Below are 23,817 nucleotides of genomic sequence, written 5' to 3'. Positions count from 1 at the left end.
ACACAGGTGCGACAAGGGTAGGGCACACAGCACCCGGGCTTTCTTCCCACCCTGTTGCGCCAAACACAGGCGCGACAAGGGTAGGGCACCCAGCATTTACAATGGTGCCGCCGAGAGGCGCGCATGTCCGCACGGATCCTGAATGGCACCGAGATCGCCGACCAGATCAAGTCAGAACTGGCCGAGGAAGTCAGCCGTCTGCGCGATCTGGGCGTGCGTCCGGGGCTCGCCGCGGTGCTGGTGGGCAATACTCCGGCCTCGGAGATCTACGTCCGCAGCAAGGTGAAGACCTGCGAAGCGCTCGGGCTGCTGGGCGAAACCATCACCCGTCCGGCTTCGGTGACCACGGAAGAGTTGCTGGAACTCGTCGGCCAGCTCAACCGCAGGGACGAGATCGACGGCATCCTCGTCCAGCTCCCCTTGCCGAAGCAGGTCGACACCAACGCTGTCCTGATGGCCATCTCGCCGCAGAAGGATGTGGACGGCCTGCACCCGCTCAACTTCGGCCGGCTGGCCGAACGGCTGGACACGATGTTGCCCTGTACGCCCGCGGGCGTCATGGAGATCCTGCGGCGCTCCGAGATCCCGCTGGCCGGCGCGGAAGCGGTGATGGTGGGCCGCAGCAACATCGTGGGCAAGCCGACGGCGATGCTGCTCACCTACGCCGACGCGACGGTCACGGTGTGCCATTCCAAGACGCGCAACCTGGCGCAAGTCTGCCGGCGGGCCGACGTCCTGGTGGTCGCAACCGGGCGGCCCGGCCTGATCACGACCGAGCACGTCAAGCCGGGGGCCACGGTGGTTGACGTCGGCATGAACCGCATCGAGAGCCGCGAGGAATTCGATCGCTTATTCCGCAACGACGCGAAGAAGGAAGCTGCGTTTGCCAAGAACGGATATATCGTCACCGGCGACGTGCGGCCGGAAGTCGCCGAGGTGGCAGGCGCGATCACGCCTGTTCCCGGGGGCGTGGGACCGCTGACCATCGCCATGCTGATGGTCAACACGGTCAAGGCGGCCCGCCTGCGGCGCGGGACGCGGGTACCCGCGGCGTCGGGCAAAAGAGGATAGATTGCTGAAGGTAGGTCTGACCGGCGGGCTGGCGTGCGGCAAATCCACGGTGGGCGAGATGCTCCAGGCCCGCGGCGCGCACGTCCTCCAGGCCGACCGTCTGGCGCAGGACCTGATGAAGCCGGGGCTGCCGGTGTACGACGCGGTCGTGCAACATTTCGGCCCGGAGATCGTCAAACCAGATGGGACGATCCATCGCGCGAAGCTCGCCGGGATCGTCTTTCCCGACCGCATCGAGGAGCTGAACAAGATCGTGCATCCGGCAGTGATCCAGCGACAGGAAGAATGGATGAACGAGATCGGCCGGCGTGAGCCGCACGCGGTCACCATCGTGGAGGCGGCCCTGATCGTCGAGGCCGGCGCGGGCAGGCAGTTTCAGAAGCTGATCGTCGTCACGTGCAGCATGGAGCAGAAGGTGGCGCGATTTGCGAAGCGGCTCGGGGTCAGCGATGCCAACGCGCGCGCCGAAGTCGAGCGCCGCATGGCCGCGCAGGCGCCCGACGAGCTCAAGGTCAGGAACGCAGATTTTGTGATCGACAACTCCGGCTCCATCGAGCAACTGGGGCCGCAAGTGGACGCGGTGTGGGCCGAGCTGAAACGGCTCGCGGGCGCCTAGTGAAGATCGCCCCACTTGCGTGGGGCTCGCTGCGAGATGCACGCTGTAGGTCCTCACGCTTGTCCCTCCGGGACAGCGCTCAGGATGACAAAGGTCGGGGTAACGGAAATGAGATTGCTACGTCTTATCGTCGTCGCCGCCGTGCTGGCGGCGGGTTTCTACTACTTCACCACCCATCACCGTGGAGGCGAGCCGCTCTCGGCCGTCCGCTGGAGCGGCCCCTCCGCGCCGCTGGAGATCACCGAAGCCGCGGGCCCGCAGCAGCTCGATCCCGAGGAGCAGAACAACGTCAACCTCTACAAGAAGGCGCTGCCCGCGGTGGTCAATATCACCTCGACTTCTTTGAGTTTTGATTTCTTTTACGGTGTGGTCCCGGAACAGGGCGCCGGCTCGGGCTTCGTCATCGACAAAGAGGGCCACGTTCTGACGAACTACCACGTCATCGCGAACGCGCGACAGGTCGAGGTCACGCTCTCGAATAAAAAGAAGTACAAGGCGGAGGTGATCGGCAGCGACCGCTCGCACGATCTTGCGGTCATCAAGATCAACGCCCCGAACCTCGCGCCGGCGACGCTGGGCGATTCCAGCCGACTGCTGGTGGGGCAGAAGGTCTATGCCATCGGCAACCCGTTCGGCATGTTCAGCGGGACCATGACGCGGGGCATCGTCAGTTCCATCCGGTCGGTGCGCGAACCGGACGGAGTGTTCATCGACGAGGCCATCCAGACCGATGCCGCCATCAACCCCGGGAACTCCGGCGGTCCGCTGCTGAATTCGCGCGGCGAAGTCATCGGCATCAACACCATGATCGCAGGAACGGCGGGACAGAGCTCGGGCATCGGCTTCGCCATCCCCATCAACACCGCCAAGGCCGTGCTCAACGACCTGGTGACCTTCGGGCGCGTGAAGCGGCCGGCGCTGGGCATCCGCTCGCTGCCCATCGGGCCGGAGCTGGCCGAGCAGATCGGCCTGCCGGTGGATTATGGAGTGCTGATCATCTCGGTGGTGCCGGGAGGGGCCGCCGAACGCGCCGGCCTGCGTGGCGGCACCGAGCGCGCCTACGTCGGGAATGTCCCCATCCAGCTAGGCGGGGACTTGATCGTCGCCATCGACGGGCAGGAGATGGTGGACCAGCAGGACCTCTCGCACGCCATGAACAGCCACCGCGCCGGCGACGCGGTCACCATCACCATCTACCGCGGCAAGCGCAAGATGGAGGTGAAGGTCACGCTGGGCGAGGCACGCGAGCAAGTGTAGGAGCAGCGCGGGTCGAAGGACCCGCGCTCCCGCTCACTGTCCGGGACCGGTCTTCTTGTACGTGCCTTTCTCTTCGGCGATCGGCTTCAGCGTCGGATAGAACTGCACGAAGGTGTTGTCCACCGCGCCGTTCGCATTGTGGCAGTTCCAGCAGTGATCGGCGGGCATAGCTTGCGAGGGCGTCGGCTTGCCATTGCTCATCAGGCTGAAGTAGCCCCACTTCTTGTCCCCAAAGCGCTTCACGTCCTTCACTGCGGCGGGCATGCCAACAACGTCGCCCTGTACCCACCCGCTCTGGTTGGGGTGCACCTTCGTCTTTGATGAGCGGATCTCGATCACGAACATGGTGTGGTCGGGCCAGGTGCCGGTCCGCTTGAATTCGCGATACGCGGACGGCTCCACAAAGACGTTGTCAAACGGCAGGGGCTCGTCGGTTTCGCCGGCCGGTCCGGCTCGCCGCCCGTTCTCCGTGTATGACATGTTTAACCCCGACGTGAGATACACCCAGTCGCGATAGTCCTCCGGGGGCAGAAGTTCGCCTTTATCGTTGAAGCGCGGCGCGCCACTTACCGTCTCACTACTGAGGGCGTTCAGCGCCAGAACGGCAGCAGCCGCCAGGATCAGCACAGCCAGACTCACAGCCTTCTTCATACCCCCCTTTGAGACGTGCAAGCTGCGCGGACGTCACACGGCAGTTATGTATTTCCGGTACGTTGTTGAGCTCGAGTTGGTTCAACGTTGGTCGTTGGCCCGGTGCCGGTCGGCTGGAAATCGCGAAAGCGACTTATTTGACTGGCGGTGCCCCGCTAAGCTAGCCTCAATGGTCTGCCCTAGTGAGCGGGAAGCGCCTGTCTCGACCCCAGAACAGGCTGGGAATCTCCTGCAAGTCATTGATTCTGCTGCAATTATTAATCTTGGCGTGAGCCGGGCGAAAGTCGTGATGGGGGACGGAAAGGCGGTCGACGAACCATGATCCGGGCCATGTCCACGTACGTGTACATCAAGGAGCGGCTCCATCCCGGCCTGCTGGACGGGTTGGCGCGTGCTGGCGCCCAGGCTATCGAGATCTTCGGCGCCCGCGGCCACTTCGACTACGCCAATCGCAAGTCCCAGGTGAAGGAGATCGCCGACTGGTTCCGCACCAGCGGCGTCCCCCTGCAATCCATGCATTCGCCCATGTACAGCGACTACGAGTGGGGACGTCAGGGCTCGCCGCCGGTGAACATCGCGGCCGCGGACAAGCGCGAGCGCATCGTCGCCATGGATGAGATCAAGCGCGCCATCGAGGTGGCCGAGCAGATCCCCTACAAGTTCCTGGTGCAGCACGTGGGCTGTTCCGGCGATGAATTCGACCAGGGGAAGTTCGAGGCGGCCATGACCTCGATCGAGCACCTGCGCGCCTTTGCCAAGCCGCTCGGCGTCACCCTTCTGCTGGAGAACATTCCCAACGAGCTTTCGACCCCGGAGCGGCTGCTCGAGTTGGTCAATACGCTGCACTTCGACGACGTGGGCTTCTGCTTCGACGTAGGGCACGCCCACCTCGGAGCCGGAGTACAGGAGACATTCGAGCAGCTCAAGAACCAGATCCGCTCCACCCACGTGCACGATAACGACAGATCTGCCGACACGCACCTGTGGCCGGGCGACGGCAACATCGACTGGGCCGAGGCGGTTGCCCTGCTGCGCTCCGCGCCCCTGGTGCCGGCTCTCCTGATGGAGATCAACGGCGAGGGGAAGACGGACATCCCCAACGGCATGGCGGACGCCTTCAAGCGGCTGGAGCAGGCGGCGCAGGCGGCACAACCGTAATTACATTGCTGTCAAACCCGCGAGGCACGGCGGAACCGGCCGTCGAACCGGTTGCGGGGAGCAGGCAGAGCCATCTCGCAGAGAAGAAACTTGTCGGGCGAAAGCCCTGAGGTCCTGACGTACTCATGGAAGGAACGCATGAAGTCCCGGCGCCGCTGACGGCGATTGCGGGTGTCGGCCGCCATGACGGCGAGATCGTCACCATCCACGGCTGGCTCTACAACCTGCGCCGCAGCGGGAAATTGCTGTTCCCCATCTTCCGCGACGGTACCGGCGTCATCCAGGGCGTCGTGTTCAAGGAGATGGTCACGCCCGAGGTGTTCGAGACCGTCCGCACCCTGACGCAGGAGTCCAGCGTGGTGACGCGGGGCAAGGTGCGCCGGGAGACGCGCGCCCCCGGCGGATTCGAGATCGAGGTCACCGACCTGAAGGTCGTGCAGCGCGTGCCCGAGGAAGATCCGTACCCCATCACCCTCAAGGAGCACGGGGTCGATTTCCTGATGGAGCACCGCCACCTGTGGGTGCGCACGCCGCGCCAGGCGGCGATCCTGCGCACGCGCGCCGAGATCATCAAGGCGGCGCGCGATTTCTTCGACGAGCGGGGGTTCGTGCTCACCGATCCGCCCATCCTCACTCCCGCCGCCTGCGAGGGCACCACGACGCTGTTCCCGGTGGATTACTTCGACGAGCAGGCGTTCCTCACCCAGTCCGGGCAACTCTACATCGAGGCCACCGCGATGGCGCTGGGCAAGGTGTACTCGTTCGGCCCCACCTTCCGTGCGGAAAAATCGAAGACGCGCCGCCATCTCACCGAGTTCTGGATGGTGGAGCCCGAAGTAGCGTTCCTCGAACTCGAAGGCTTGATGGAACTGGCCGAGCAGTTCATTTCGCACATCGTGCAGCGGGTGCTGGAGCGCCGCCGCGCCGACCTCGAGGTGATCGGGCGCGATGTCTCCAAGCTGGAGAAGGTCGCCGCTCCTTTCCCCCGGATCACATACGACGAAGCGGTGAAGATGCTCCAGGACGGCCACGCTCGCGGCGAGCTGGAAACCAGGTTCGAGTACGGTAGCGACTTGGGCTCGCCCGACGAGACCTATCTTTCCCAACGGTACGACAAGCCGCTGATGATCCATCGGTACCCGGCGTCGGTGAAAGCGTTCTACATGGAGCCCGATCCGGTGCGCCCCGACCTGGCATTGTGCGTGGACGTGCTCGCGCCGGAAGGATACGGCGAGGTCATCGGCGGCTCCCAGCGCATCGGCTCCTACGACCTGCTGCTGAAGCGCATCCGGGAGCACGATCTGCCCGAGGCGGCCTTCAAGTGGTATCTCGATCTGCGCAAGTATGGAGGCGTGCCGCACTCCGGCTTCGGCATGGGCATCGAGCGCGCGGTGGCCTGGATCTGCGGCCTGGAGCACGTACGCGAGACCATCCCCTTCCCGCGCATGCTGCATCGGATGTATCCATGAACGGGTTTCATTCACCGCCGAGCACGCCGAGATCGCCGAGGAGAATGAAAAATGCAAGATGCAGAACAGCTGGATCGGATCACACGCAAGATCATTGGTGCTGCCATCAATGTCCATCGGGCGCTTGGTCCGGGGTTGCTGGAGTCGACCTATGAAGCCTGTCTTGCGTACGAACTAGTTCAGCTTGGCTCTAAGGTGGAGAGGCAAAGAGAATTGCCAGTCCACTATCGCGGGGTCGTGATTGATTGCGGCTACCGTCTCGACTTGCTCGTCGAGGATGAGATCGTGGTCGAGGTAAAGGCGGTTGAGCAGTTGTTGCCCGTGCACCAGGCTCAAGTGATGTCCTATTTGCGAATGTCGGAAAGGCGTGTCGGGCTGCTACTGAATTTCAATGTGCGGGTGTTGAAGCAGGGATTGAAGAAGATCGTCAATGAATTTCCTCGCTCGGCGGTCTCGGCGATCACGGCGGTGAAATCTTAGGGTATGGCAACTGCAGGCAATCCGGTATTTACGAACATCACTCCGAAGAAGATCCGTGTGATCGGCGTGCCCCTCGACCTCGGTCAATCGCGGCGCGGCGTGGACATGGGCCCGTCGGCGGTGCGCGTGGCGGGCCTCGAGGCGCGGCTGGAGGCGATCGGGCACAAGGTCGAGGACGCCGGCAACGTCGCCGTCGCCATCGCCGAGCAGAAGAAGGAAGGCGATCCGCGCGCCAAGTACCTCAAGGAGATCACGGCCACCTGCACCAAGCACGCCGAACTGGTGGTGAAGACGCTCGAAGCCGGCAAGATCCCGGTTGTGCTGGGAGGCGATCATTCGGTCGCCGCCGGCACCGTCGCCGGTGTGGCCGAGTATTACCGGCGCCAGAACCTGAAATGCGGCCTGATCTGGATCGATGCGCATTCCGACATCAACACGCCCGAGAGCTCTCCCAGCGGCAACGTGCACGGCATGCCGCTGGCCGCGATCATGGGCCTGGGACCGATGGAACTGGGGAACATCTTCGATTTCTCCCCCAAGGTTTCGCCGGAGAACTGCGTACTGGTGGGCATCCGCGACATCGACGATCGGGAGAAGGAAAACGTCCGCCGCGCCGGGATCGAGGTGTTCACCATGCGCGACATCGACGAGCGTGGCATGCGCACGGTGATGGAAGAGGCGCTGCGCCTGGCCGGGCGCAACACCGCCGGCTACCACGTCTCGCTCGACATGGACTGGATCGACCCGGAAGACGCGCCTGGAGTCGGCACTCCCGTCCGCGGCGGCGCCACCTACCGCGAGGCGCACCTGGCCATGGAGATCATCGCCGACCATGGCCGCCTGCTCAGCTTCGAAATCGTGGAAGTAAATCCCGTCATCGATGAGCACAACCGCACCGCCGATCTGGCGGTCGAGCTGGCGTGTTCAGTGTTTGGGAAGAAGATACTGTAATGACGAAAAAGCTCCGTGTCGGAATCCTCTTCGGCGGCCGCAGCGGCGAACACGAGGTCTCGCTGCTCTCGGCTGCGTCCGTGGTCGAAGCCATTGACAAGAACAAGTACGAAGTCGTGCCTATCGGCATCACCAAGAAGGGCCGCTGGCTGACCGCGCACCACGCCGAGCGCCTGCTGCGCGGCGAGAAGCACGAGGAGCGGCACCTGCGCGCCGGGGATCCCGACGCCACGCCGGGCGCCGCACTGCTGGCCAAAGGCGAGGACGTTCTCGTCCCGCCGGTACCGGAGACTGCGCTCGCTCCCTTCGAGGGCGGAGGCCATGGCGCACATGCCGCACACCCCATCGAAGTGGACATCATCTTCCCCGTCCTGCACGGCACCTTTGGCGAGGACGGCACCATCCAGGGCCTGCTCGAGCTGGCCGACATCGCCTACGTCGGCGCGGGCGTGCTCGGCTCCGCCGCCGGCATGGATAAGGATGTGATGAAGCGCCTGTTCGCCGCTGCCGGTCTTTCCATCGTCAAGCACGTCACGGCGCTGCGTGCTGACTGGGAACACGACCCCAAGGGCGTGCGCAAGCTCATCGACAGGAAGCTCAAGTACCCGGTGTTCGTGAAGCCGGCCAATCTCGGCTCCTCGGTGGGCATCACCAAGGCGCATGACAAGAAGGAACTCGGCCCCGCCATGGACGAGGCCGCCAGGTACGACCGCAAGCTGGTCGTCGAGGAAGGTGTCGGCGGCGCCAGGCACAAGGCCCGCGAGCTGGAGTGCTCGGTGCTGGGCAATGACCGGCCCGAGGCCTCCGTCGTCGGCGAGGTCGTTCCCGGCAAGGAGTTCTACGATTACGAGGCGAAATATCTGAGTGAAGGTTCCCAGCTCCACATCCCTGCCAAGCTCAGCAAGAAACAGATGAAGCAAGTTCAGGAGATGGCGACCACCGCCTTCCAGGCTGTGGACTGCTCGGGCCTGGCGCGGGTGGACTTCCTCATGGATCCTAGAACTCACAGGATCTACGTGAACGAGATCAACACCATGCCCGGCTTCACGTCCATAAGCATGTATCCCAAGCTGTGGGCGGCAAGCGGCCTTTCGTATCCCAAGCTCATCGACCGGCTCATCCAGCTCGGTCTCGAACGCCAGGCCGACAAGAAGAAGAACAAGTACAGCCGGGAATAGAGAAGGAAACGCCGGGCTGGTTGGCCCGGCGTTTGATCCTGACGCTCTGTACCGATGCGGTTACATCACGAGCGCAAGACGTTCCAACTCCTGCTGGATGGCTTCCAGAGAGCACCCTGCGCCTTCGACCCGGCTGGCGGCGGCGCGCGCCGCGTCCGGAGAGACCCCATACCCATGCCCCATCAAGAAGACCTGGAGCATTTCCGCGGCCTGCTGCGAATCCAGTGCGCCCTGCAGCAACTCACTCCGCAAGACGACCATTTCCGTAATTGAGAACTTTTCCCCCATGTCACCTCACCTCCGACTCCTTAGGACCCTACTCCCTCTGCCTGCTTGATTAGACACGGCAGAGGCCCTGTTAGTTGCGGGCAAAATTTCTTCTCGCCGATGCAACCAAATCCGTTTTCCGGTGTCGCCGCACCGCCTGCCCGGATTTACAAATCTTTACCATCGCCAGCTATTCCGCCATCTTGCTGATGTGGAGGTCGAACCCCGTTTTGGGAAGCAACGACGCCAGTGCAAACGCGCGGAAGCCCTTGCCCGCGATCTCCGTGTGGCGATACACCCCAGGTTCGGTCTCGACCGTCTGCCGCAGTCCCTCGAAGTCTTCGAGAAAATCCTGCGCGTCGGCCGTGTTCGACGTGGAATAACGCGTGCGTCGCGTCGTGACCGCCTCGGCGGCGTAGGAGCGCACCAGCTTCGGCCAGTACTTTTCCAGCAGCGAGGTGCTGGCGAACAGGTCGGCCCAGATGATCTGGCCGTTCACCGCCACTACCACGCCGACGGCATTCTGCGCGCGCAACTGCCGGATCACGCTGTCGTACGAGCGCTGCACCGGGATGGCCACCGAGTCCACCTGCTTCTTCACTTCCTCGTTCGACATCACGCCCGCATACGAGGCAGCGCCGTTCACTTCCGCCGCCGCGGGAGCCGGGACCGACCTGGCCATGGCGGCTTGTGACTTGTGTACTTCATCCCAGACCATCTGCTGGTTCTTGTCGCCCATGGCTTTGGAGCGGATGGCGGGCTGGGCCATCTGCGACTGCAATCCGCCAAACTTGTCGCTGGTCGCGGTCCAGCGCCCAGGTTCCACGCAGAAGACGCTCATGTCCAGCGGATCACTCTGCGCCGGGACGATGCGGTCCTTGCCGATGACGCGGTCCTGCTTGCCGCCGGTGACGATCTCGCCCGCCAGCAGAAGCAGCGGCCGGTTCGAATTGTTCACCAGGACCAGGCGGTTGACCTCGGCTCCTCTGTCTCGATGTGGGACGGGTTCGACGTGCCCGGGACGCGGCCGGATCATCCCGCGAACGTTGCCCAGTTCGGTGACGACCACGTCGCCCGAGCGCAATCCCTCGTCGAGCGTGATGAACTTGCTGGTGTCGTACGTCGTGGAAGCGACCACGGGGAAGATGGTCAGGTTGCCCTGCGTGATGGGCGCCAGCACGCGGTAATCGCTGCGCGCCGGCCTGCCGGCGTCGGCGCGGTTCCACGCGGCAAAGCAGAAGATCGCCGCCACTGCCAGCGCCGTCCCCAGTCTGAAACAGGTTTTCATAACTCCTCCTTGCAGACGCGGGTGCTTCCCGCCTGCAAGAGGAGAACGCCGGCGCTTAGGGTCCTTGCACGGGATTTTTTGCGGGGTCTCAGTGTGAAGCGAAAAGTCTTTCCCAATCCGCTTGCGGCGTGGGCGGGTGGGTGGCTACTTCCATGTTTTTCCGAACGTGCTCGCGGCCGCTCATCCCGATGAGCGCGCACGCCAGCCCGGGCGCCGAGCGGGCGAACTGGATGGCATTGGCGCTGTCGGTCGCCATTCCCAGTCTCTCGCCGATGAAGGGCGGAAGATCCCGGGTAAGATGGCCCTGGTACAGCGTCGCGCTTCCCACGGCCGCGACCCCAAGCCGGGCCGCGATCTCCAGCGGCGAGCCCGCCTCGGTTCCGGCATGCTGGTTGCGCAGCGCGTACGCTTCTGGCATTCCCAAGTTGAAGGGAAGCTGCACGAAGCGGAAGTGGTGTTGCTCTCCGCCGGCCTCGCGCGCCAGCGACACGACGTCAGCCAGATCGATGCCTTCCTGCTCGCTTAGCAGTACCCTGAATGCATTCCAGGTGGCCGTTCCGTAGTAGCGGATCTTGCCCGCGGCGACCGCCTTTTCCAGCACCTCGAATGCTGCTTTCAGTCGGACTCGGAATTCTTCCCGTGGGACCGCGCCCAACTGGGACTCCGGGTTATGCACGTAGAAGACGTCGATGGTCTCCAGCCCCAGGTTCTTGCGCGAGCGCTCGATCTGGTCGGCAAGGTATTTCGGCGCCATGCAATGCATGCCGCCGGCGACCTCGTCCGGCTTGAAGAGTCCCGGCTCGACGTACTCTTTCATGAAATACGCGCGCGGGTCCGGGGGCATGTCGCCGTCGAACGAAAGGTAGCCTGCTTTCGTGCACACCACCACTTCGTCGCGCCGCACGCCCGCATCCAGCACCTGGCGTAGCGCGGCCCCGATGTTCCTTTCCGAGCGCTGGTGCCGGTAGTTGATGGCGGTGTCGAGCACGTTGATGCCGGTACGCAGCGCCTCCGCGATCGCCTCCGTATAGAGGCGGTCCACAGCCTCGCTGGGTTCGCCCAGGTAGGTGCCCAGCCCGACGGAAGCCAGCCAGAGTTCGCCCGCGCCGGGGACGTGCTGGGGACGGCGAAAATGCCCGGCGTCCCGCAACTGGGGAAAGCGATCGCGGTAACGCGCGGTCCCTTCGGCGGTCGCAAACCCCGGGATCATAGGCGGTCAGTCTATCAGGCGCTCCTCCGTGCGCAGTTCCGCCGCAGCCGGCACGGCGGCCCCTCCTACCGGCGCCGGGAGCGATGCCGATGATTTCCCCAATGGGTGCCCAAAGGTCTTGGTAACCATCGTCCGGTTACCACTAATCTTCTTGCACTAAAGGCGGGTGCTTGCGCCCGTGGCCCCGTGATATATTGTTGCCGCTCTCCGTACCCTCCCCAGGATCCAGGCCGCAGAGCTGTACGGGGGTAGGACTATGCGAAGACAAACCGGGTTTTCATTGATCGAACTGCTGATCGTGGTGGCGATCATCCTGGTCATCGCGGCCATGGCGATTCCCAATCTGATCAAGTCTCGGATCTCCGCCAACGAGGCCTCCGCCGTATCTTCTCTACGCTCCATCTCGACCGCTCAGACCACCTATTCGATCTCTTATCCGTCCGTGGGCTACGCGGACAACCTGGCCAAGCTCGGAGCGCCGGTGGGCGGGGGGCCGCCCGGGCCGAACAATGCCTCCTTACTCGATTGGGTGCTCGGCTGTGCCAACCAGCCCTGTGGCAAGAGTGGCTACCAATTCGCGATCGTGAATCCGATGGGGAACCCGATTGCCGCCTACGGGCTCACCGCAGTCCCGACGACGGTCGGCCAGACCGGTGTGCGCGGCTTCTGCTCCAACCAGATGACCGTCATCACCTACGATCCGAACGGCGCCGCCAACTGCACCAAGCAGATCGAATGAGCCGCATTTCTTGACACCTCCTTCACTGGGCCGCTATTCTTGAGTTTTGCCCCCAGGTTGAAGTCCGTTTCTGGTGCTGGCCCGTGGAAACCACGTGCTCACCACCCGGGCCGAAAAGTGTACGTATGTTCATCAGTATCCACGAGTTAGAACTCCACCAGATCGATTTTGCGGAGGAGTTCCGGCCTCAGGCGATTGATTTTGGGCCAGACTTGCACCAGCGGACAGGCCTTACGACGTCGGGCCATGCCGTCCTTATCGAAGAGCATCGCGGCGGCAAAGAAACGGTCAAGGACATCCGCCTGGTCGGCGATTACAGGACGCGCGTGGAGCTCCCGTGCGCGCGCTGCCTGGACCCGGTGCTGCGCGACGTGGCCAGCAGTTTCGACCTGCTGTACCGGCCGCTGGGGGTGGATGCCACAACGCACGAACGCGCGGTCCACGAGGCCGACACCGAGATCGGTTACTACGTCGGCGAAGGCTTGCAGTTGCAGGACGTCCTGCGCGAGCAGGTGCTGCTCGCGGTGCCGATCAAGGCGGTCTGCCGCGAGGACTGCAAAGGGATTTGCCCGCATTGCGGGCGCAACTTGAACCTGGAGAGCTGCCAGTGCGGCGCCTCGCAACCGGACCCGCGCTGGAACGCCCTCAAGGACCTCAAGGACAAGCTACCAGGTTAGTGAAATTCGAAAGAGAAGTGGCGACCGGGGAACCGCACAGGTTCGCGGCTCGTCCCCGGAGGTTTTCATGGCAAATCCGAAGCGGAGACATTCGCAGGCGCGGACCAGCAAGCGTCGCGCCCATGATTTTCTGACTGCGCACTCGCTTTCCGAGTGCCCCAACTGTCACGAGCGCAAGATGCCGCACCGCGTCTGCCCCAAGTGCGGCTACTACAAGGGGCGCGAGATCATCGAAGTCGCAGAGACGAAGTAGCCCTCACGGATCGCGATGCCGACCGTCATAGCGCTGGACGCGATGGGCTCCGACCGGGCCCCGAAGCCCGAGGTCGAAGGCGCCATCCTGGCGGCGCGCCACCACGACGTTGAAATCGTCCTGGTCGGCCCCGAGCAGGCCGTGCGTGCGGAACTGGCTTTGCATCCCTCGGCCGAGGGCCTGCCCATCCGCATCGCCCATGCCAGCGAGATCATCGGCATGCACGAGAAGGCGGCGCAGGCGGTGCGCTCCAAGCGCGACTCCACCCTGCGCGTCGGCTGCCGTCTGGTCCGCGAGGGCAAGGCTGCGGGCTTTGTCACCACGGGCAACACCGGCGCCGCTATGGCTACGGCCAAGATGGTGCTGGGCGCGCTGCCCGGTGTGGATCGTCCTGGGCTGGCCGCTGTCTTTCCCACCTCGCAGGGTACTGCCGCCATCATGATCGACGTCGGCGCCAACGTCGATTCCAAGCCCCACAACCTCGCGCAGTTCGCGGTGATGGGCGATATCTACTCGCGCACCATCTTCGGCATCCGCCAGCCCAAGGTGGGATTGCTCTCGGTGGGCGAGGAAGAATCGAAAGGCAACGAGCTCACGCGCGCTGCCTACCAACTGCTCAAGCGGCTGCCGCTGAATTTCGTCGGCAACGTCGAGGGACGCGACCTCTACAACGGCAAGCTCGACGTCATCGTCTGCGACGGCTTTGTCGGCAACGTGGCCCTGAAGGTGTCCGAGGGCATGGTCGAGACCGTGCGTTACATGCTGAAGGAGACCCTGACCTCCACCATCAGCTCCCAGCTCGGATTCCTGCTGTCTCGCCGCGCCTTCAAGGATTTCAAGAAGCGCCTCGACTACTCCGAGTATGGCGGCGCCCCGATGCTGGGGATCAAGGGGGTGTGCATCGTCGGACACGGCTCCTCGAATTCCAACGCCATCAAGAACGCGCTGCGCGTCGCCTCGGAGTTCGCCAACGCGGGCATCAATGCCAAGATCGAGCACGAGCTGGCGGTCATCAACGGAAAGGTCAAACCCGCAGCCACCACGTAAGCTCTTCTCATTATGGCGATCGCATTCTTATTCCCCGGACAAGGCTCGCAGGCTGCGGGCATGGGCAAGGAACTGGCGGCGATCTACCCGCCCGCGCGGCATGCCTTCGACCAGGCCGACGAAGCCCTCGGCTTCCGGATCTCCCAGATCTGCTTCGAAGGCCCGGAAGACAAGCTCAAGCTGACCGAGATCACCCAGCCCGCCATCCTGACCGTCTCGGTAGCCGCCTTCCTCGTGCTGCACTCGAAGGGCTTCACCCCCGACTTCGTCGCCGGTCACAGCCTGGGCGAATACTCGGCGCACGTCGCCGCGGGCACGCTGGACTTCGCCGACGCGGTGCGCACGGTTCGCAATCGCGGCAAGTACATGCAGGAAGCGGTGCCCGTGGGCCAAGGCGCCATGGCCGCGGTCCTCGGAATGAAGCTTGAGGATTTGCAAAAAGTCTGTGAGGAAGCGGCGCAGGGGCAGGTCTGCTCCCCCGCGAATATCAACTCGCCCGACCAGATCGCCATTTCCGGCAGCAAGGCTGCGGTCGAGCGAGCCGCCGAACTCGCCAGGCAGCGCGGCGCCAAGCGCGCCATCATGCTGCCCGTGAGCGCGCCCTTTCATTGCGCGCTCATGCAGCCGGCGCAGGACCGTCTGGCCCACGACCTGCGCGCGCTCACCTTCCATCCTATGCGCGTCCCGGTGGTCAAGAACTTCGACGCTGCGCCGACCACCGACACGGAGCAGGCGCGCGACGCGCTCATCCGCCAGGTCACCGGCGCGGTGCAGTGGGAGCGCTCCATGCGCGCTCTGATCGGGAAGGGAGTTGACACGTTCGTTGAGGTTGGTCCGGGGAAAGTGCTTTGCGGCCTCATGCGGCAGATCGACCGCTCGAAGACTTGCGCCAACGTGGAAGACGGTGCATCGCTGCAGAGAACGCTGGAGAACCTCGCCGCGACCAGAGCCGGTCAGTAGGGCGAAAACGTCAGCGTCCTGTCTCTTCGCTCCACCCAGATGCGGGCTTCCTCGGCGCGGTCATTGACGCGCACCACGACCACCACCCCGCTTCCCCCCTTGGGCGCCGCCGACCCCACGATCTGGTGCTGGCGGATGATGCCCCACTCCCCGCCCGGGCCCCAATCCACGTAGAAATCGTGGAAACTGTAGTTGGCATGTTTGGTTTGATTTTGTTTCCAGCTCGGATCGTTCAGCCAGATGCCGTACGCTTTCTCAAAATCTTTTTGTTCCAGCGCCGTGAAAAAGTGGTCCACCACCCGTTCGTACGGCAGGTAGCGGAACAGGTATCCCAGAACACCGATCACGATCAGCGTGCCCACGACCAAGCCGAGGATGGCGTTGCGCCGACGCTCGCGCTTGGGGTCATAGGGCGGAGCTTCGAACAGCGTCGTGGGCATGATTTTTCATTTTACGAAAAAATGTCCGTCCCCGACGGATCGCCTCGGAATTCCGCGTTTTTCTACGACTGCTGGGTTTCGCAACAGCGTAAATCACCCGGATTGTGGGCTCCTTGAGCGGAAACTCACGGTTTTGTGCGCCAATTCCCGCTATGGGCCTTGCTCCCATCCCACTCCTCCTCCCGCTGCACAGCCTAAGTCACACGTTTTCAGCAACTTGCTCTCGACTTTCAAGTCATCTTCACTGGTGCGAAAACTGCACTTTCTGGAGTAACAGCAATTCGCTTGGATCTTTGGGTCCAACTGGTGGCCACGTATGCGATTAGGAATGGAAAAGAAGCAAGGGCACCTGCCGAACGGCAGCCTGAAGATCGGGGCGGTCGCTCGGCAATTCGGCATTTCGGTGGATCTGCTTCGCTTGTACGAACGGGAAGGCCTTGTGCTCCCGCTGAAGTCCAGTCGTGGGACGCGCTACTACACCGAGCATGATTTTCCTTGGATCAGCACGGTGATGCGTCTGGTTCGGGAGGCACGCCTGAACTTTGCCGGGATCCGTCATCTATTAGCGCTTATACCTTGCTGGGAGATCCGCCACTGCGGTTTTGAGAGCAAGCGGAACTGTCCGGTGATCTCCGACGCCTCCAAGCCGTGCTGGGCGAATCGTGCGGCGTGCCCCGTCGTCTCGGTGCAGGATTGTTATTTTTGCCCGGTCTATCGCGCTGCGCCGAACTGCGACAACTTCAGGGCTCTGCTGGCCCAGAACGGCAACCACATCGAGGCTTCGAAGACCGCGGCGGCCGTTTAGCCCGGGGCGGGCTCCAGCATGAGGAGAAGTGAGAACTCGATCGTTCGGGGTGCGGCCTCGCTGCACCCCGTTTTTTGTCGCCGAGGAGGCGAGCCGTGCGCGCGGCCCTGATCGCCAGTCTGCTGGCCGGCCTGGCCACCGGCCTGGGCGGTTCGCTGATCGCGCTCGTTCCCACACTTTCGCGCCGTGTCTATGACACGCTGCTCGGATTCAGCGCGGGCGTGATGCTGGCCGCCGGTTCCATCACCCTGCTCGGCCCCGCGCTGCGCCAGAACGGCGTTTGGACGGTCGCTCTTGGCCTGGCCATCGGGGCCCTGCTGGTCTTCCACCTGGAGCTTGCGGTCCCCCACCTGGAACCGCATTTCGCGCCGCAACTGACCGGCCCCGCCAAGCGGCTCGGCCTGCTCATGGCCGCAGCGCTCACGCTGCATCATTTGCCGGAAGGCTTGGCGGTCGGCGTTTCTTTCGCGGGCGGTGCGCCCAAGCTGGGCGTGATCGTGGCGGTTGCCATCGCTCTCCAGAACATCCCCGAAGGGCTGGCTGTCGCCATGCCGCTGCGAGCGGCTGGCTTCTCGCGTTCCCGCGCCATCTTGTGGGCCACCTGCTCCGGCCTGGGAGAACCGATCGCCGCCGTGCTGGGCGTGTGGTTCGTGCGCATTATCGGCCCCATGGTTCCCTTCGCCCTGGCGCTGGCCGCCGGCGCCATGATCTTTGTGGCTTCCGATCAACTCATCCCGGAGAGCCGCCAGCAGCCGCAGGCCAAGGGTCCGTCGCTCGGCCTCATCTTCGGCTTCCTGCTGGTTTCTGTTCTGACCAAGATGTTCGCCTGAGCCTGCTGATTCTGCTTGGATCGCCCCAAGATCAGGAGATTGCGCGGGCCCATGCCGGCCAGCCGCCGACTACGGCGCCGGTCACCAGGCTTCCCGCCAGCGCGTAGGTGACGTCCACCCAGGTGAACGCCAGCCAGGGTCCGGGAATGACCGCGCGCACCAGCAGGTCCAGGGCAAAGAACACGGCGCACAAAAGCACCGCCAGCCAGGCCTCGCGCACCATGCCCTCTCGCCCGCTTCGCGCCATCCCCCATGCGAGCACATATCCGAGCACAAGGAATCCGGCGAGCGGTACCAGGTAAGGAAGCACCAGCTCGGCGCGCGCCCGTGCCGCCTCTTCCGTGAGACCCGTCAACCGCATCCACGTACGGCCGAACACCGGCTCCGCGTACCAGAGCGCGCCCAGCAGCCAGGCCAGCCCCGCGCCGGCCAGCACCGCGGCATGACGGATGCGCGGAGACACGCGCCTTTCCTCGGCGGGCCCCTCCTGGAATAGTTCGTAGACGCAATCCTGATCGCACGCTCTCTTTTCCGGCCAGCGCGAGCAGGAGGCCAGGCGCACGTATTCGGTGCCGCTCAGCGCCGTCGTGGCGCAGTGCATCGCGTCCATCTCGACGGCTACGGTTTCATGAGTCTCCGGACAGCTCACATGCCGAGGGCCTCGGCGGATCCGGTACACCTGCGTGGCGAACAGCAGCGGCATGAGGATGCTGACGATGGCAACAACGGCAAGCAGCAAGAGGAGCAGGGTAAGCATCGCTCACCTCCCCACATGCGCAGTATCCGTTGGCTGCCACCCCCGCGCCGTGACTGATATCACTTGAATCAGTGACTCGCGAACACAGGAGTCCCCCAGTCGGCACGAGGGCCCCTGCGAAAGTGCTGGTAAACTCTTGCTATCGCAAGCGCGGAGGGTTGCGTGAGCGGTCGAAACGGGCGGTCTTGAAAACCGCTGTGCCCGAAAGGGCACCGGGGGTTCGAATCCCTCACCCTCCGCCATACGCCACGGTGACTCCCGACATGGTCCCTGCCTGAAGTTCTTCGCACAGTCCTGGCACCGGGACGAAAATTCAGCACGATTTCCACAACGATGCGTGGTTAAATGACTCCAATCAGCGCAGTACTCCGCGCTTCGCCATTTCCAGCAACAGCACTACAGGACCGCCAGCCTGGTCCCTACCAGCTTTTGTCGAGGACTGTCATGAAGAACATCGTTGAGGTCATCAAGCAGAAAGAGCGCGACATCCTGCAGAAGAAGCGGGAGATCCAGCAAATGGAGAGCGACATCGAGACGCTGCGCGCCGCCGCACGCCTTCTCGCCGATGACGGCGAGAACGCTCCTGTGCACGTCGTTGCCGCTGCCGCCGGCGTTGCGGGCGTAACCAGGCCCAGCAACGGAGAAGTGAAGCAGTTCCCGTAATCTCGTCTGGAGCCTATGATGTCCGCTTCGCCCAGCATCCCGATCCCCGGGCCGCAACCGCGGCCGGAACGGCGGCGCAGCACGCGCCGCGCTGTCGTGAACGAGCAGATCGTGCCGGTCTCGCTCACTGGCGACAACGGCGGGCTCGTCCTCGACCTGTGCGAGGGCGGTCTTTCGGTGCAGGCCGTTGCTCGGCTTCCGCACGGGGCCTCGACCGACGTGGAGTTCTCCCTCCCGGATGGCGGCACGCGCATCCGCGCGCGCGGTGACGTCCGCTGGGCGGAAGCCTCGGGACGTGCCGGGATACGCATCGTTTCATTCCAGGAAGGCTCCGCCGAGGCGCTGGGACGATGGACGCGAAGCTCCGCGGGCGCGTCGGCAGTGGAGCGTACGCCCCCGGCGACCGCTGCGCCGAGACTCAGCTTCGATGTGGCCCAGCTTGAGAGCGAGATTGCCGCGCTCGGTCCCGATCTTGACGGTGCCCTGCAACTGATTGCCGAGCGCACGTCGCGGATCTGCCGCGCCAACGGCACCGCGATCGCGCTGGGAAGACGGGACGAGATGACCTGTCGGGCGTCTTCGGGCGCCGCCCCGAGCCTCGGGGTTCGTCTGCAAGCCGACAGCGGACTCTCAGGCCAGTGCGTCCGCAGCGGGCTGCCCGTCTCGTGCCATGACACCGAGTTCGATCCGCGCGTCGACGCCGCCGTCTGCCGCGCACTCGACCTGCGTTCGGCCGTGTTGGTCCCCATCCACGACGGCGAGGAGGTCTGCGGCGTGCTGGAGGTTTTTTCCGATCGTCCGCGGGCTTTCGCCGACGCCGACCTGCATCGTCTGCGCCAGGCCAGCGAGTTGATCGCTACGGTGCTGCGCCGCTTCGCGGTGGCATTCCCCGCGGCGACGGTCCCCCCGGTGCGACTTGAGGAGCCGATTGCGGCGCCTGCGCTCGTGGCAACGGCCACTCCCGCCAGGATCTCCCCTCCGACCACGCCGGCGGAGACTCTCCAGCCCGCCCAGGCCGCGGCCACGGCGGTGAAGATCGAATCACCTGCCAGCGAGGCGCCGAAGAAAGTGGACTTGACGATGCCTGCGGCTGAAGCCCCTCTCAGTATCCCCGCGGCGGTGACCGGGCCGGTCCCTCCCGCCGGATCGATGAGGCCGTCGCGCCAACGCCTGTCATCCGCTGCGCGGCTTGCGCTGGTCGTGGTCGCATCGTCGGTCGTCGCGGCCGGCGGTTGGGTTTACGTCTATCGCAGGCAGACGCTCCGCCCGGCGCCGGCGGCCCCGGCTTCGAGCCCGGCCGTGCCGGCAATGTCCCCTGTGCCGCTTCCCGCCGAGGCAGCGCCCCAGCCGGTCGAAGTGAAGGATTCCGTCCCGGCCGCGACCGCCGCGAACAGCACCGACCCGATGAGCGGGCCGGGGAAGTCTCGAGCTTCTACCGTCGTTGCCGATGTGCCCGAGTTTGCGATCCGCCGTCCGAACCAGAAGCCTGCCCCTGACTCCGTTACGCCCCCCGAGATGGCTTCCGACACGGCGGCTTTGCCCAGCTTCACCGAGCCCCGGGCCGAAGTCCCTAATGCGCCGGGCCCAGCACGCCAATCGCAAGGGGTGGTGCCCGCGCGGCTGGTCCTGCGGGTGGCGCCGGTCTATCCCGAGGCCGCCCGCCGTCTCCAGATCAGGGGTGACGTGCTCTTGAACGCCGTGGTTCGGGAGAACGGCACGATCGGCAAGGTGGAGGTCGTGAAGGGGAACGCGATGCTGACGCGAGCTGCTCTTGACGCGGTCCACCGCTGGCGCTACGAGCCCTGCAGACTCAACGGTACTCCCGTAGAGGCGCCCGTCTCCATCCGCTTGCACTTCGATCCGAATCGGTGATTCACCGTGTTTCCGGGAGCGTCCGTTTAGAATAGGCCGCCTGGGGGTTCGATGAAGATCCGGCCGGTTCTGGTCTGCCTGGTTTTCCTGGTTGTCCTGTCGCCTGCGACATTCGCACAGTCGCCTGCGAATGCCTCATCGCTCGACACTGATCTGAACGCGCTCTTCGCCACGCGCACCTTCCGCCAGGCGGCCATCTCGCCGGACGGAACTCGCGTGGCGTGGGTCGAGGCCCTCAACGGCTCCAACGGCGATCCCACCGGCCACAGCGCCATCTTCGTCGCGGATGCCGCCGGGAGGACCAAGCCACAGCGCATCACCGCGGCCTCCGATGGCGACGCCGCCGAACAGAAGATCGCCTGGTCGCCGGACAGCCGCCAGCTTGCCTTTGTCTCCAATGCTTCCGGCCAGCCGCAGCTCTACGTCGCCGACGTCACTCGTCCTGCCGCGACGCCGCGCCGCCTCACCGACATGACCGGCGCCTTTGACGAGCCTCGCTGGTCCCCCAATGGTACCCGGCTCGCCTTTCTCTTCATCGAGAACGCTCCCCGGGAGGCCGGCCCGCTGGCTCCGATGACGCCCCAGACCGGCGAGATCGAGGAACACCCCTTCGAGCAGCGCATCGCCATCTTCGACCTGGACGCCCACACCACGCGGCAGGTCTCGCCCGCCGACCTTTATGTGTACGAATACGACTGGTCACCCGACGGCAAGACCATGGCCCTGATCGCAGCGCACGGCTCCGGCGACAACAACTGGTGGATCGCCCAGCTTTACACCATGCCCGTCGCGACCGGGCAGATCACCTCCCTCCTGAAGCCGGACATGCAAATGGCGGATGCACTCTGGTCGCCCAACGGCAAGAACATCGCGTTCATCGGCGGATTGATGAGCGACCAGGGCGTGGTCGGCGGCGACGTCTACCTGCTTCCAGCCACTGGCGGCGAGCCGCGCAACCTCACGCCGGGCATGCGCGCCAGCGCCAACTCGCTCACCTGGGATCCCGGCCGCAGGCAGCTCGTGCTGGCCGCAACCGTCGGGGGCATGGCCCAGATCGCCACCCTCGACCCCGCCAGCGGGAAAATCGAAGAGTTGTGGCGCGCCGCCGAGTCCATCCACGCCGCCAGCTACCGCTTCAGCGTGTCGCTGGCGGGCGACGGCCGAACCTCCGCCCTGGTGCGCGACTCCCTGGAGCGTCCGCCCGAGCTCTTTGCTGGCCCCATCGGCTCCTGGACCCAGATCACACACAGCAACGCGGAGGCGCGTCCTTCCTGGGGCAAGGCAGAGAGCCTGGAGTGGAAAAGCGACCAGTTCACGGTGCAGGGGTGGCTCCTCTTCCCGCGCCACTACGATCCCAAGCGCACGTATCCCATGGTGGTCGTCGTGCACGGCGGGCCTTCGTCGGCGGCCCACAACACCTGGCCGCGGCCGTTCCTGGGGACGGCGCTGCTCTCGACCGAGGACTACTTCGTCCTCGAGCCCAATCCGCGCGGCAGTTACGGCCAGGGGGAGGAGTTCACGCGCGCCAACGTCAAGGATTTCGGCTACGGCGATTTCCGCGACATCATGGCCGGCGTGGACACCGCGCTGAGATCGTTTCCCATCGATCCCAAACGCGTGGGTATCACCGGCTGGAGCTACGGCGGCTACATGACCATGTGGGCGGTCACGCAGACAAATCGTTTCCGGGCGGCGGTGGCCGGCGCCGGCCTCGCCAATTGGCTCAGCTACTACGGCCAGAACGACATTGACGAATGGATGGTCCCCTTCTTCGGGGCCACGGTCTACGATGACCCCCAGGTGTACGCCCGCAGCGCGCCCATGACCTTTATCAAGCAGGCGCGGACGCCGACGCTGGTGCTGGTGGGCGAGCGCGACGGCGAGTGCCCGGCGCCGCAGTCCTACGAGTTCTGGCACGCCTTGCGTACCCTCGGGGTCTCCACTCGGCTCGTGGTCTATCCCAACGAGGGGCACAACGTCGCCCAGCCCGAGCACCGTCGCGACATCATGCACCGATTGCTGGACTGGTTCGACAAGTACATGCCGCCTTTCCCGAACGTTCGTGACCAGGCGGACCGCCGGTAGCGCACCGCCTGTAGTGCAACGGTCTTTCGTAACTAACCTGTCCGGACGGGCATCAGGTTAACCTGTTCTTGGGGACGGTACGCTGTCCTGTCCGTCTGCCGCAAGCGGCCAGCCATGAAAGGCAAGATTCTCATCGTCGACGACGACGAGTCCATCCGCGACGTGCTCGGGGAGTTGCTCCAGCGCGAGGGCTACGAACTCGCCTTCGCCCAGGACGGCGACCAGGCCCTGGAGGTCTACGACCGCTTCCAGCCCGACGTGGTCCTGCTCGACATCGTCATGCCGCGCATGAACGGCTTCGAGGTGTGCCGCATCCTCAAGCACCGCCCGGACAGCCGCCTGGTCCCGGTCGTGCTCGTCACCGGCCTTTCCCAGATCGAGGACCGCGTACGCGGCCTGGAATGCGGCGCCGACGACTTGCTCATCAAGCCTTTCGACCGCGCCGAACTGCTCGCCCGCGTCCGCTCGCTGCTCGTCATGAAGGCCTACACCGACGAGCTGGAGCAGGCCGCCGACGCCCTCTTCATGCTGGCCCGCGTCATCGAAGGGAAGGACCCCTTCACCCAGGGTCACTGCGACCGCGTCGCCGACTACGCCGTCCGCCTGGGACAGCGCGTGGGCTGCTCCGAGGAGGAGCTGAGCGCGCTGCGCATCGGCGGCGTCCTCCACGACATCGGCAAGGTTGTGATCCCCGAGTCCGTCCTGCTGAAGAAGGGGCAGCTCAGCGATGCCGAATGGCAGCTCGTGCGCCAGCATCCCGTGGTTGGAGAGCAGTTGTGCGCTCCCCTGACCTCGTTGCGGCCGGTGCTGCCCATCATCCGCCACCACCACGAGCGTTTCGACGGCTCGGGGTACCCGGACGGCCTCAAGGGCGCGCAGATCCCGCTGGTGGCGCGCGTCTTTCAGATCGGCGACATCTACGACGCTCTCACCACCCAGCGGCCCTATAAGGCGGCCCTCAACCGCTCCCAGGCCATGGAGATCATGCAAGAGCATGTGAACCAGGGCTGGCTCGATTCCTCTTTGCTGGCCCAATTCCGCCAGGTGCTGAACAATCCACCCGCTCCGGCCCTGAGGCCGGGGAACGCCTGAT

The 23,817-nt window shown here is 64.6% G+C and carries 25 protein-coding genes and 1 tRNA gene; 20 read left to right on the top strand and 6 right to left on the bottom strand.

Annotation, left to right across the window (positions count from 1 at the left end; all coding sequences use genetic code 11):
* Positions 1-123 precede the first annotated feature (123 nt).
* From LAN37_01080 to LAN37_01070, 3 genes are all read left to right on the top strand, one after another.
* Positions 124-1,071 carry a bifunctional 5,10-methylenetetrahydrofolate dehydrogenase/5,10-methenyltetrahydrofolate cyclohydrolase gene (locus LAN37_01080; protein MBZ5645797.1) on the top strand — a complete coding sequence of 316 codons (948 nt, stop codon included), beginning with the start codon at positions 124-126 and terminating at the stop codon, positions 1,069-1,071.
* A 1-nt stretch (position 1,072) separates the two neighbouring features.
* On the top strand, positions 1,073-1,687 hold the full coding sequence (gene coaE / locus LAN37_01075) for a dephospho-CoA kinase (GenBank protein ID MBZ5645796.1): 615 nt from the start codon (positions 1,073-1,075) through the stop codon (positions 1,685-1,687).
* Positions 1,688-1,795: 108 nt separating this feature from the next.
* The gene (locus tag LAN37_01070) at positions 1,796-2,944 is read left to right on the top strand and encodes a trypsin-like peptidase domain-containing protein (GenBank protein MBZ5645795.1); all 1,149 of its coding nucleotides are present in this window, start codon (positions 1,796-1,798) and stop codon (positions 2,942-2,944) included.
* 33 nt (positions 2,945-2,977) lie between these two features.
* Here LAN37_01070 and LAN37_01065 read toward each other — a convergent pair whose 3' ends face one another.
* Positions 2,978-3,595: a cytochrome P460 family protein gene (locus tag LAN37_01065; protein ID MBZ5645794.1), complete on the bottom strand. Its 618-nt coding sequence runs from the start codon at positions 3,593-3,595 to the stop codon at positions 2,978-2,980.
* 318 nt (positions 3,596-3,913) lie between these two features.
* Between LAN37_01065 and LAN37_01060 the strand changes: the two genes are divergently transcribed.
* The 5 genes from LAN37_01060 to LAN37_01040 all read left to right on the top strand — a co-directional run bounded on the left by LAN37_01060 (position 3,914) and on the right by LAN37_01040 (position 8,831).
* Positions 3,914-4,753 carry a sugar phosphate isomerase/epimerase gene (locus LAN37_01060; GenBank protein MBZ5645793.1) on the top strand — a complete coding sequence of 280 codons (840 nt, stop codon included), beginning with the start codon at positions 3,914-3,916 and terminating at the stop codon, positions 4,751-4,753.
* Positions 4,754-4,878: 125 nt separating this feature from the next.
* Entirely contained in the window at positions 4,879-6,222 is a 1,344-nt protein-coding gene (gene asnS / locus LAN37_01055) for an asparagine--tRNA ligase (protein ID MBZ5645792.1), read from the top strand.
* A 51-nt stretch (positions 6,223-6,273) separates the two neighbouring features.
* Positions 6,274-6,702: a GxxExxY protein gene (locus LAN37_01050; protein ID MBZ5645791.1), complete on the top strand. Its 429-nt coding sequence runs from the start codon at positions 6,274-6,276 to the stop codon at positions 6,700-6,702.
* 3 nt (positions 6,703-6,705) lie between these two features.
* Positions 6,706-7,653: an arginase gene (gene rocF, locus LAN37_01045; protein ID MBZ5645790.1), complete on the top strand. Its 948-nt coding sequence runs from the start codon at positions 6,706-6,708 to the stop codon at positions 7,651-7,653.
* A complete protein-coding gene (locus LAN37_01040; protein MBZ5645789.1) occupies positions 7,653-8,831 on the top strand; it encodes a D-alanine--D-alanine ligase in 1,179 nt (392 codons plus the stop codon). Before rocF ends, LAN37_01040 begins: the two co-directional genes overlap by 1 nt.
* 60 nt (positions 8,832-8,891) lie before the next feature.
* On the opposite strand, the gene LAN37_01035 is transcribed toward LAN37_01040, so the two are convergent.
* The 3 genes from LAN37_01035 to LAN37_01025 form a co-directional block, all read right to left on the bottom strand.
* Positions 8,892-9,119: a hypothetical protein gene (locus tag LAN37_01035; protein MBZ5645788.1), complete on the bottom strand. Its 228-nt coding sequence runs from the start codon at positions 9,117-9,119 to the stop codon at positions 8,892-8,894.
* Positions 9,120-9,288: 169 nt separating this feature from the next.
* On the bottom strand, positions 9,289-10,386 hold the full coding sequence (locus LAN37_01030; protein ID MBZ5645787.1) for a hypothetical protein: 1,098 nt from the start codon (positions 10,384-10,386) through the stop codon (positions 9,289-9,291).
* Positions 10,387-10,474: 88 nt separating this feature from the next.
* A complete protein-coding gene (locus LAN37_01025) occupies positions 10,475-11,596 on the bottom strand; it encodes an aldo/keto reductase (protein ID MBZ5645786.1) in 1,122 nt (373 codons plus the stop codon).
* Between the two features lie 256 nt (positions 11,597-11,852).
* On the opposite strand from LAN37_01025, the gene LAN37_01020 reads away from it, so the two are divergent.
* The 5 genes from LAN37_01020 (at position 11,853) to fabD (ending at position 15,272) form a co-directional block, all read left to right on the top strand.
* Positions 11,853-12,335 (top strand): prepilin-type N-terminal cleavage/methylation domain-containing protein, encoded by a 483-nt coding sequence (locus tag LAN37_01020; protein MBZ5645785.1) that lies wholly within the window; start codon positions 11,853-11,855, stop codon positions 12,333-12,335.
* A 125-nt stretch (positions 12,336-12,460) separates the two neighbouring features.
* A complete protein-coding gene (locus tag LAN37_01015) occupies positions 12,461-13,012 on the top strand; it encodes a DUF177 domain-containing protein (protein MBZ5645784.1) in 552 nt (183 codons plus the stop codon).
* Positions 13,013-13,079: 67 nt separating this feature from the next.
* Complete coding sequence (gene rpmF, locus LAN37_01010) at positions 13,080-13,265, top strand: 50S ribosomal protein L32 (GenBank protein ID MBZ5645783.1); 186 nt, start codon at positions 13,080-13,082, stop codon at positions 13,263-13,265.
* 15 nt (positions 13,266-13,280) lie between these two features.
* Positions 13,281-14,312, top strand: coding sequence for a phosphate acyltransferase PlsX (gene plsX, locus LAN37_01005; GenBank protein MBZ5645782.1), 1,032 nt, complete (start codon positions 13,281-13,283; stop codon positions 14,310-14,312).
* A 9-nt stretch (positions 14,313-14,321) separates the two neighbouring features.
* Positions 14,322-15,272, top strand: a complete 951-nt coding sequence (gene fabD / locus LAN37_01000; protein ID MBZ5645781.1) for an ACP S-malonyltransferase — start codon at positions 14,322-14,324, stop codon at positions 15,270-15,272.
* Here fabD and LAN37_00995 read toward each other — a convergent pair.
* The gene (locus LAN37_00995) at positions 15,266-15,712 is read right to left on the bottom strand and encodes a hypothetical protein (GenBank protein MBZ5645780.1); all 447 of its coding nucleotides are present in this window, start codon (positions 15,710-15,712) and stop codon (positions 15,266-15,268) included. The two genes, fabD and LAN37_00995, sit on opposite strands and share 7 nt — an antisense overlap.
* Positions 15,713-16,040: 328 nt before the next feature.
* Between LAN37_00995 and LAN37_00990 the strand changes: the two genes are divergently transcribed.
* Together LAN37_00990 and LAN37_00985 are read left to right on the top strand one after the other, a co-directional pair.
* Complete coding sequence (locus LAN37_00990; GenBank protein MBZ5645779.1) at positions 16,041-16,517, top strand: MerR family transcriptional regulator; 477 nt, start codon at positions 16,041-16,043, stop codon at positions 16,515-16,517.
* Positions 16,518-16,612: 95 nt separating this feature from the next.
* Positions 16,613-17,347: a ZIP family metal transporter gene (locus tag LAN37_00985; GenBank protein ID MBZ5645778.1), complete on the top strand. Its 735-nt coding sequence runs from the start codon at positions 16,613-16,615 to the stop codon at positions 17,345-17,347.
* A gap of 31 nt (positions 17,348-17,378) precedes the next feature.
* Here the strand turns inward: LAN37_00985 and LAN37_00980 are convergent, their stop codons facing one another.
* On the bottom strand, positions 17,379-18,104 hold the full coding sequence (locus tag LAN37_00980) for a DUF1761 domain-containing protein (protein MBZ5645777.1): 726 nt from the start codon (positions 18,102-18,104) through the stop codon (positions 17,379-17,381).
* Between the two features lie 152 nt (positions 18,105-18,256).
* Here LAN37_00980 and LAN37_00975 point away from each other — a divergent pair.
* The 5 genes from LAN37_00975 (at position 18,257) to LAN37_00955 (ending at position 23,816) form a co-directional block, all read left to right on the top strand.
* A tRNA-Ser gene (locus LAN37_00975) sits at positions 18,257-18,346 on the top strand.
* 202 nt (positions 18,347-18,548) lie between these two features.
* Positions 18,549-18,767 carry a hypothetical protein gene (locus LAN37_00970; protein ID MBZ5645776.1) on the top strand — a complete coding sequence of 73 codons (219 nt, stop codon included), beginning with the start codon at positions 18,549-18,551 and terminating at the stop codon, positions 18,765-18,767.
* Between the two features lie 15 nt (positions 18,768-18,782).
* On the top strand, positions 18,783-20,639 hold the full coding sequence (locus LAN37_00965) for a TonB family protein (GenBank protein ID MBZ5645775.1): 1,857 nt from the start codon (positions 18,783-18,785) through the stop codon (positions 20,637-20,639).
* A gap of 51 nt (positions 20,640-20,690) precedes the next feature.
* A complete protein-coding gene (locus LAN37_00960) occupies positions 20,691-22,724 on the top strand; it encodes a S9 family peptidase (protein ID MBZ5645774.1) in 2,034 nt (677 codons plus the stop codon).
* Positions 22,725-22,838: 114 nt separating this feature from the next.
* The gene (locus LAN37_00955; GenBank protein MBZ5645773.1) at positions 22,839-23,816 is read left to right on the top strand and encodes a response regulator; all 978 of its coding nucleotides are present in this window, start codon (positions 22,839-22,841) and stop codon (positions 23,814-23,816) included.
* The last annotated feature ends 1 nt before the right edge of the window (position 23,817 follow it).

This window comes from Terriglobia bacterium (genome assembly GCA_020073495.1).
Taxonomy (GTDB): domain Bacteria; phylum Acidobacteriota; class Terriglobia; order Terriglobales; family Acidobacteriaceae; genus JAIQFD01.
The sequence above is the reverse complement of the archived record's forward strand: the minus strand, read 5'-3'. Positions and strand labels throughout refer to the sequence as shown.

Coding starts and splice junctions, on each gene's coding strand:
- LAN37_01080 (MBZ5645797.1), top strand. CDS start 124: ATGTCCGCACGGATCCTGAATGGCACCGAGATCGCCGACCAGATCAAG.
- LAN37_01070 (MBZ5645795.1), top strand. CDS start 1,796: ATGAGATTGCTACGTCTTATCGTCGTCGCCGCCGTGCTGGCGGCGGGT.
- LAN37_01065 (MBZ5645794.1), bottom strand. CDS start 3,595: ATGAAGAAGGCTGTGAGTCTGGCTGTGCTGATCCTGGCGGCTGCTGCC.
- LAN37_01060 (MBZ5645793.1), top strand. CDS start 3,914: ATGATCCGGGCCATGTCCACGTACGTGTACATCAAGGAGCGGCTCCAT.
- asnS (MBZ5645792.1), top strand. CDS start 4,879: ATGGAAGGAACGCATGAAGTCCCGGCGCCGCTGACGGCGATTGCGGGT.
- LAN37_01050 (MBZ5645791.1), top strand. CDS start 6,274: ATGCAAGATGCAGAACAGCTGGATCGGATCACACGCAAGATCATTGGT.
- rocF (MBZ5645790.1), top strand. CDS start 6,706: ATGGCAACTGCAGGCAATCCGGTATTTACGAACATCACTCCGAAGAAG.
- LAN37_01040 (MBZ5645789.1), top strand. CDS start 7,653: ATGACGAAAAAGCTCCGTGTCGGAATCCTCTTCGGCGGCCGCAGCGGC.
- LAN37_01035 (MBZ5645788.1), bottom strand. CDS start 9,119: ATGGGGGAAAAGTTCTCAATTACGGAAATGGTCGTCTTGCGGAGTGAG.
- LAN37_01030 (MBZ5645787.1), bottom strand. CDS start 10,386: ATGAAAACCTGTTTCAGACTGGGGACGGCGCTGGCAGTGGCGGCGATC.
- LAN37_01025 (MBZ5645786.1), bottom strand. CDS start 11,596: ATGATCCCGGGGTTTGCGACCGCCGAAGGGACCGCGCGTTACCGCGAT.
- LAN37_01020 (MBZ5645785.1), top strand. CDS start 11,853: ATGCGAAGACAAACCGGGTTTTCATTGATCGAACTGCTGATCGTGGTG.
- LAN37_01015 (MBZ5645784.1), top strand. CDS start 12,461: ATGTTCATCAGTATCCACGAGTTAGAACTCCACCAGATCGATTTTGCG.
- rpmF (MBZ5645783.1), top strand. CDS start 13,080: ATGGCAAATCCGAAGCGGAGACATTCGCAGGCGCGGACCAGCAAGCGT.
- plsX (MBZ5645782.1), top strand. CDS start 13,281: ATGCCGACCGTCATAGCGCTGGACGCGATGGGCTCCGACCGGGCCCCG.
- LAN37_00995 (MBZ5645780.1), bottom strand. CDS start 15,712: ATGCCCACGACGCTGTTCGAAGCTCCGCCCTATGACCCCAAGCGCGAG.
- LAN37_00990 (MBZ5645779.1), top strand. CDS start 16,041: ATGGAAAAGAAGCAAGGGCACCTGCCGAACGGCAGCCTGAAGATCGGG.
- LAN37_00980 (MBZ5645777.1), bottom strand. CDS start 18,104: ATGCTTACCCTGCTCCTCTTGCTGCTTGCCGTTGTTGCCATCGTCAGC.
- LAN37_00970 (MBZ5645776.1), top strand. CDS start 18,549: ATGAAGAACATCGTTGAGGTCATCAAGCAGAAAGAGCGCGACATCCTG.
- LAN37_00965 (MBZ5645775.1), top strand. CDS start 18,783: ATGATGTCCGCTTCGCCCAGCATCCCGATCCCCGGGCCGCAACCGCGG.
- LAN37_00960 (MBZ5645774.1), top strand. CDS start 20,691: ATGAAGATCCGGCCGGTTCTGGTCTGCCTGGTTTTCCTGGTTGTCCTG.
- LAN37_00955 (MBZ5645773.1), top strand. CDS start 22,839: ATGAAAGGCAAGATTCTCATCGTCGACGACGACGAGTCCATCCGCGAC.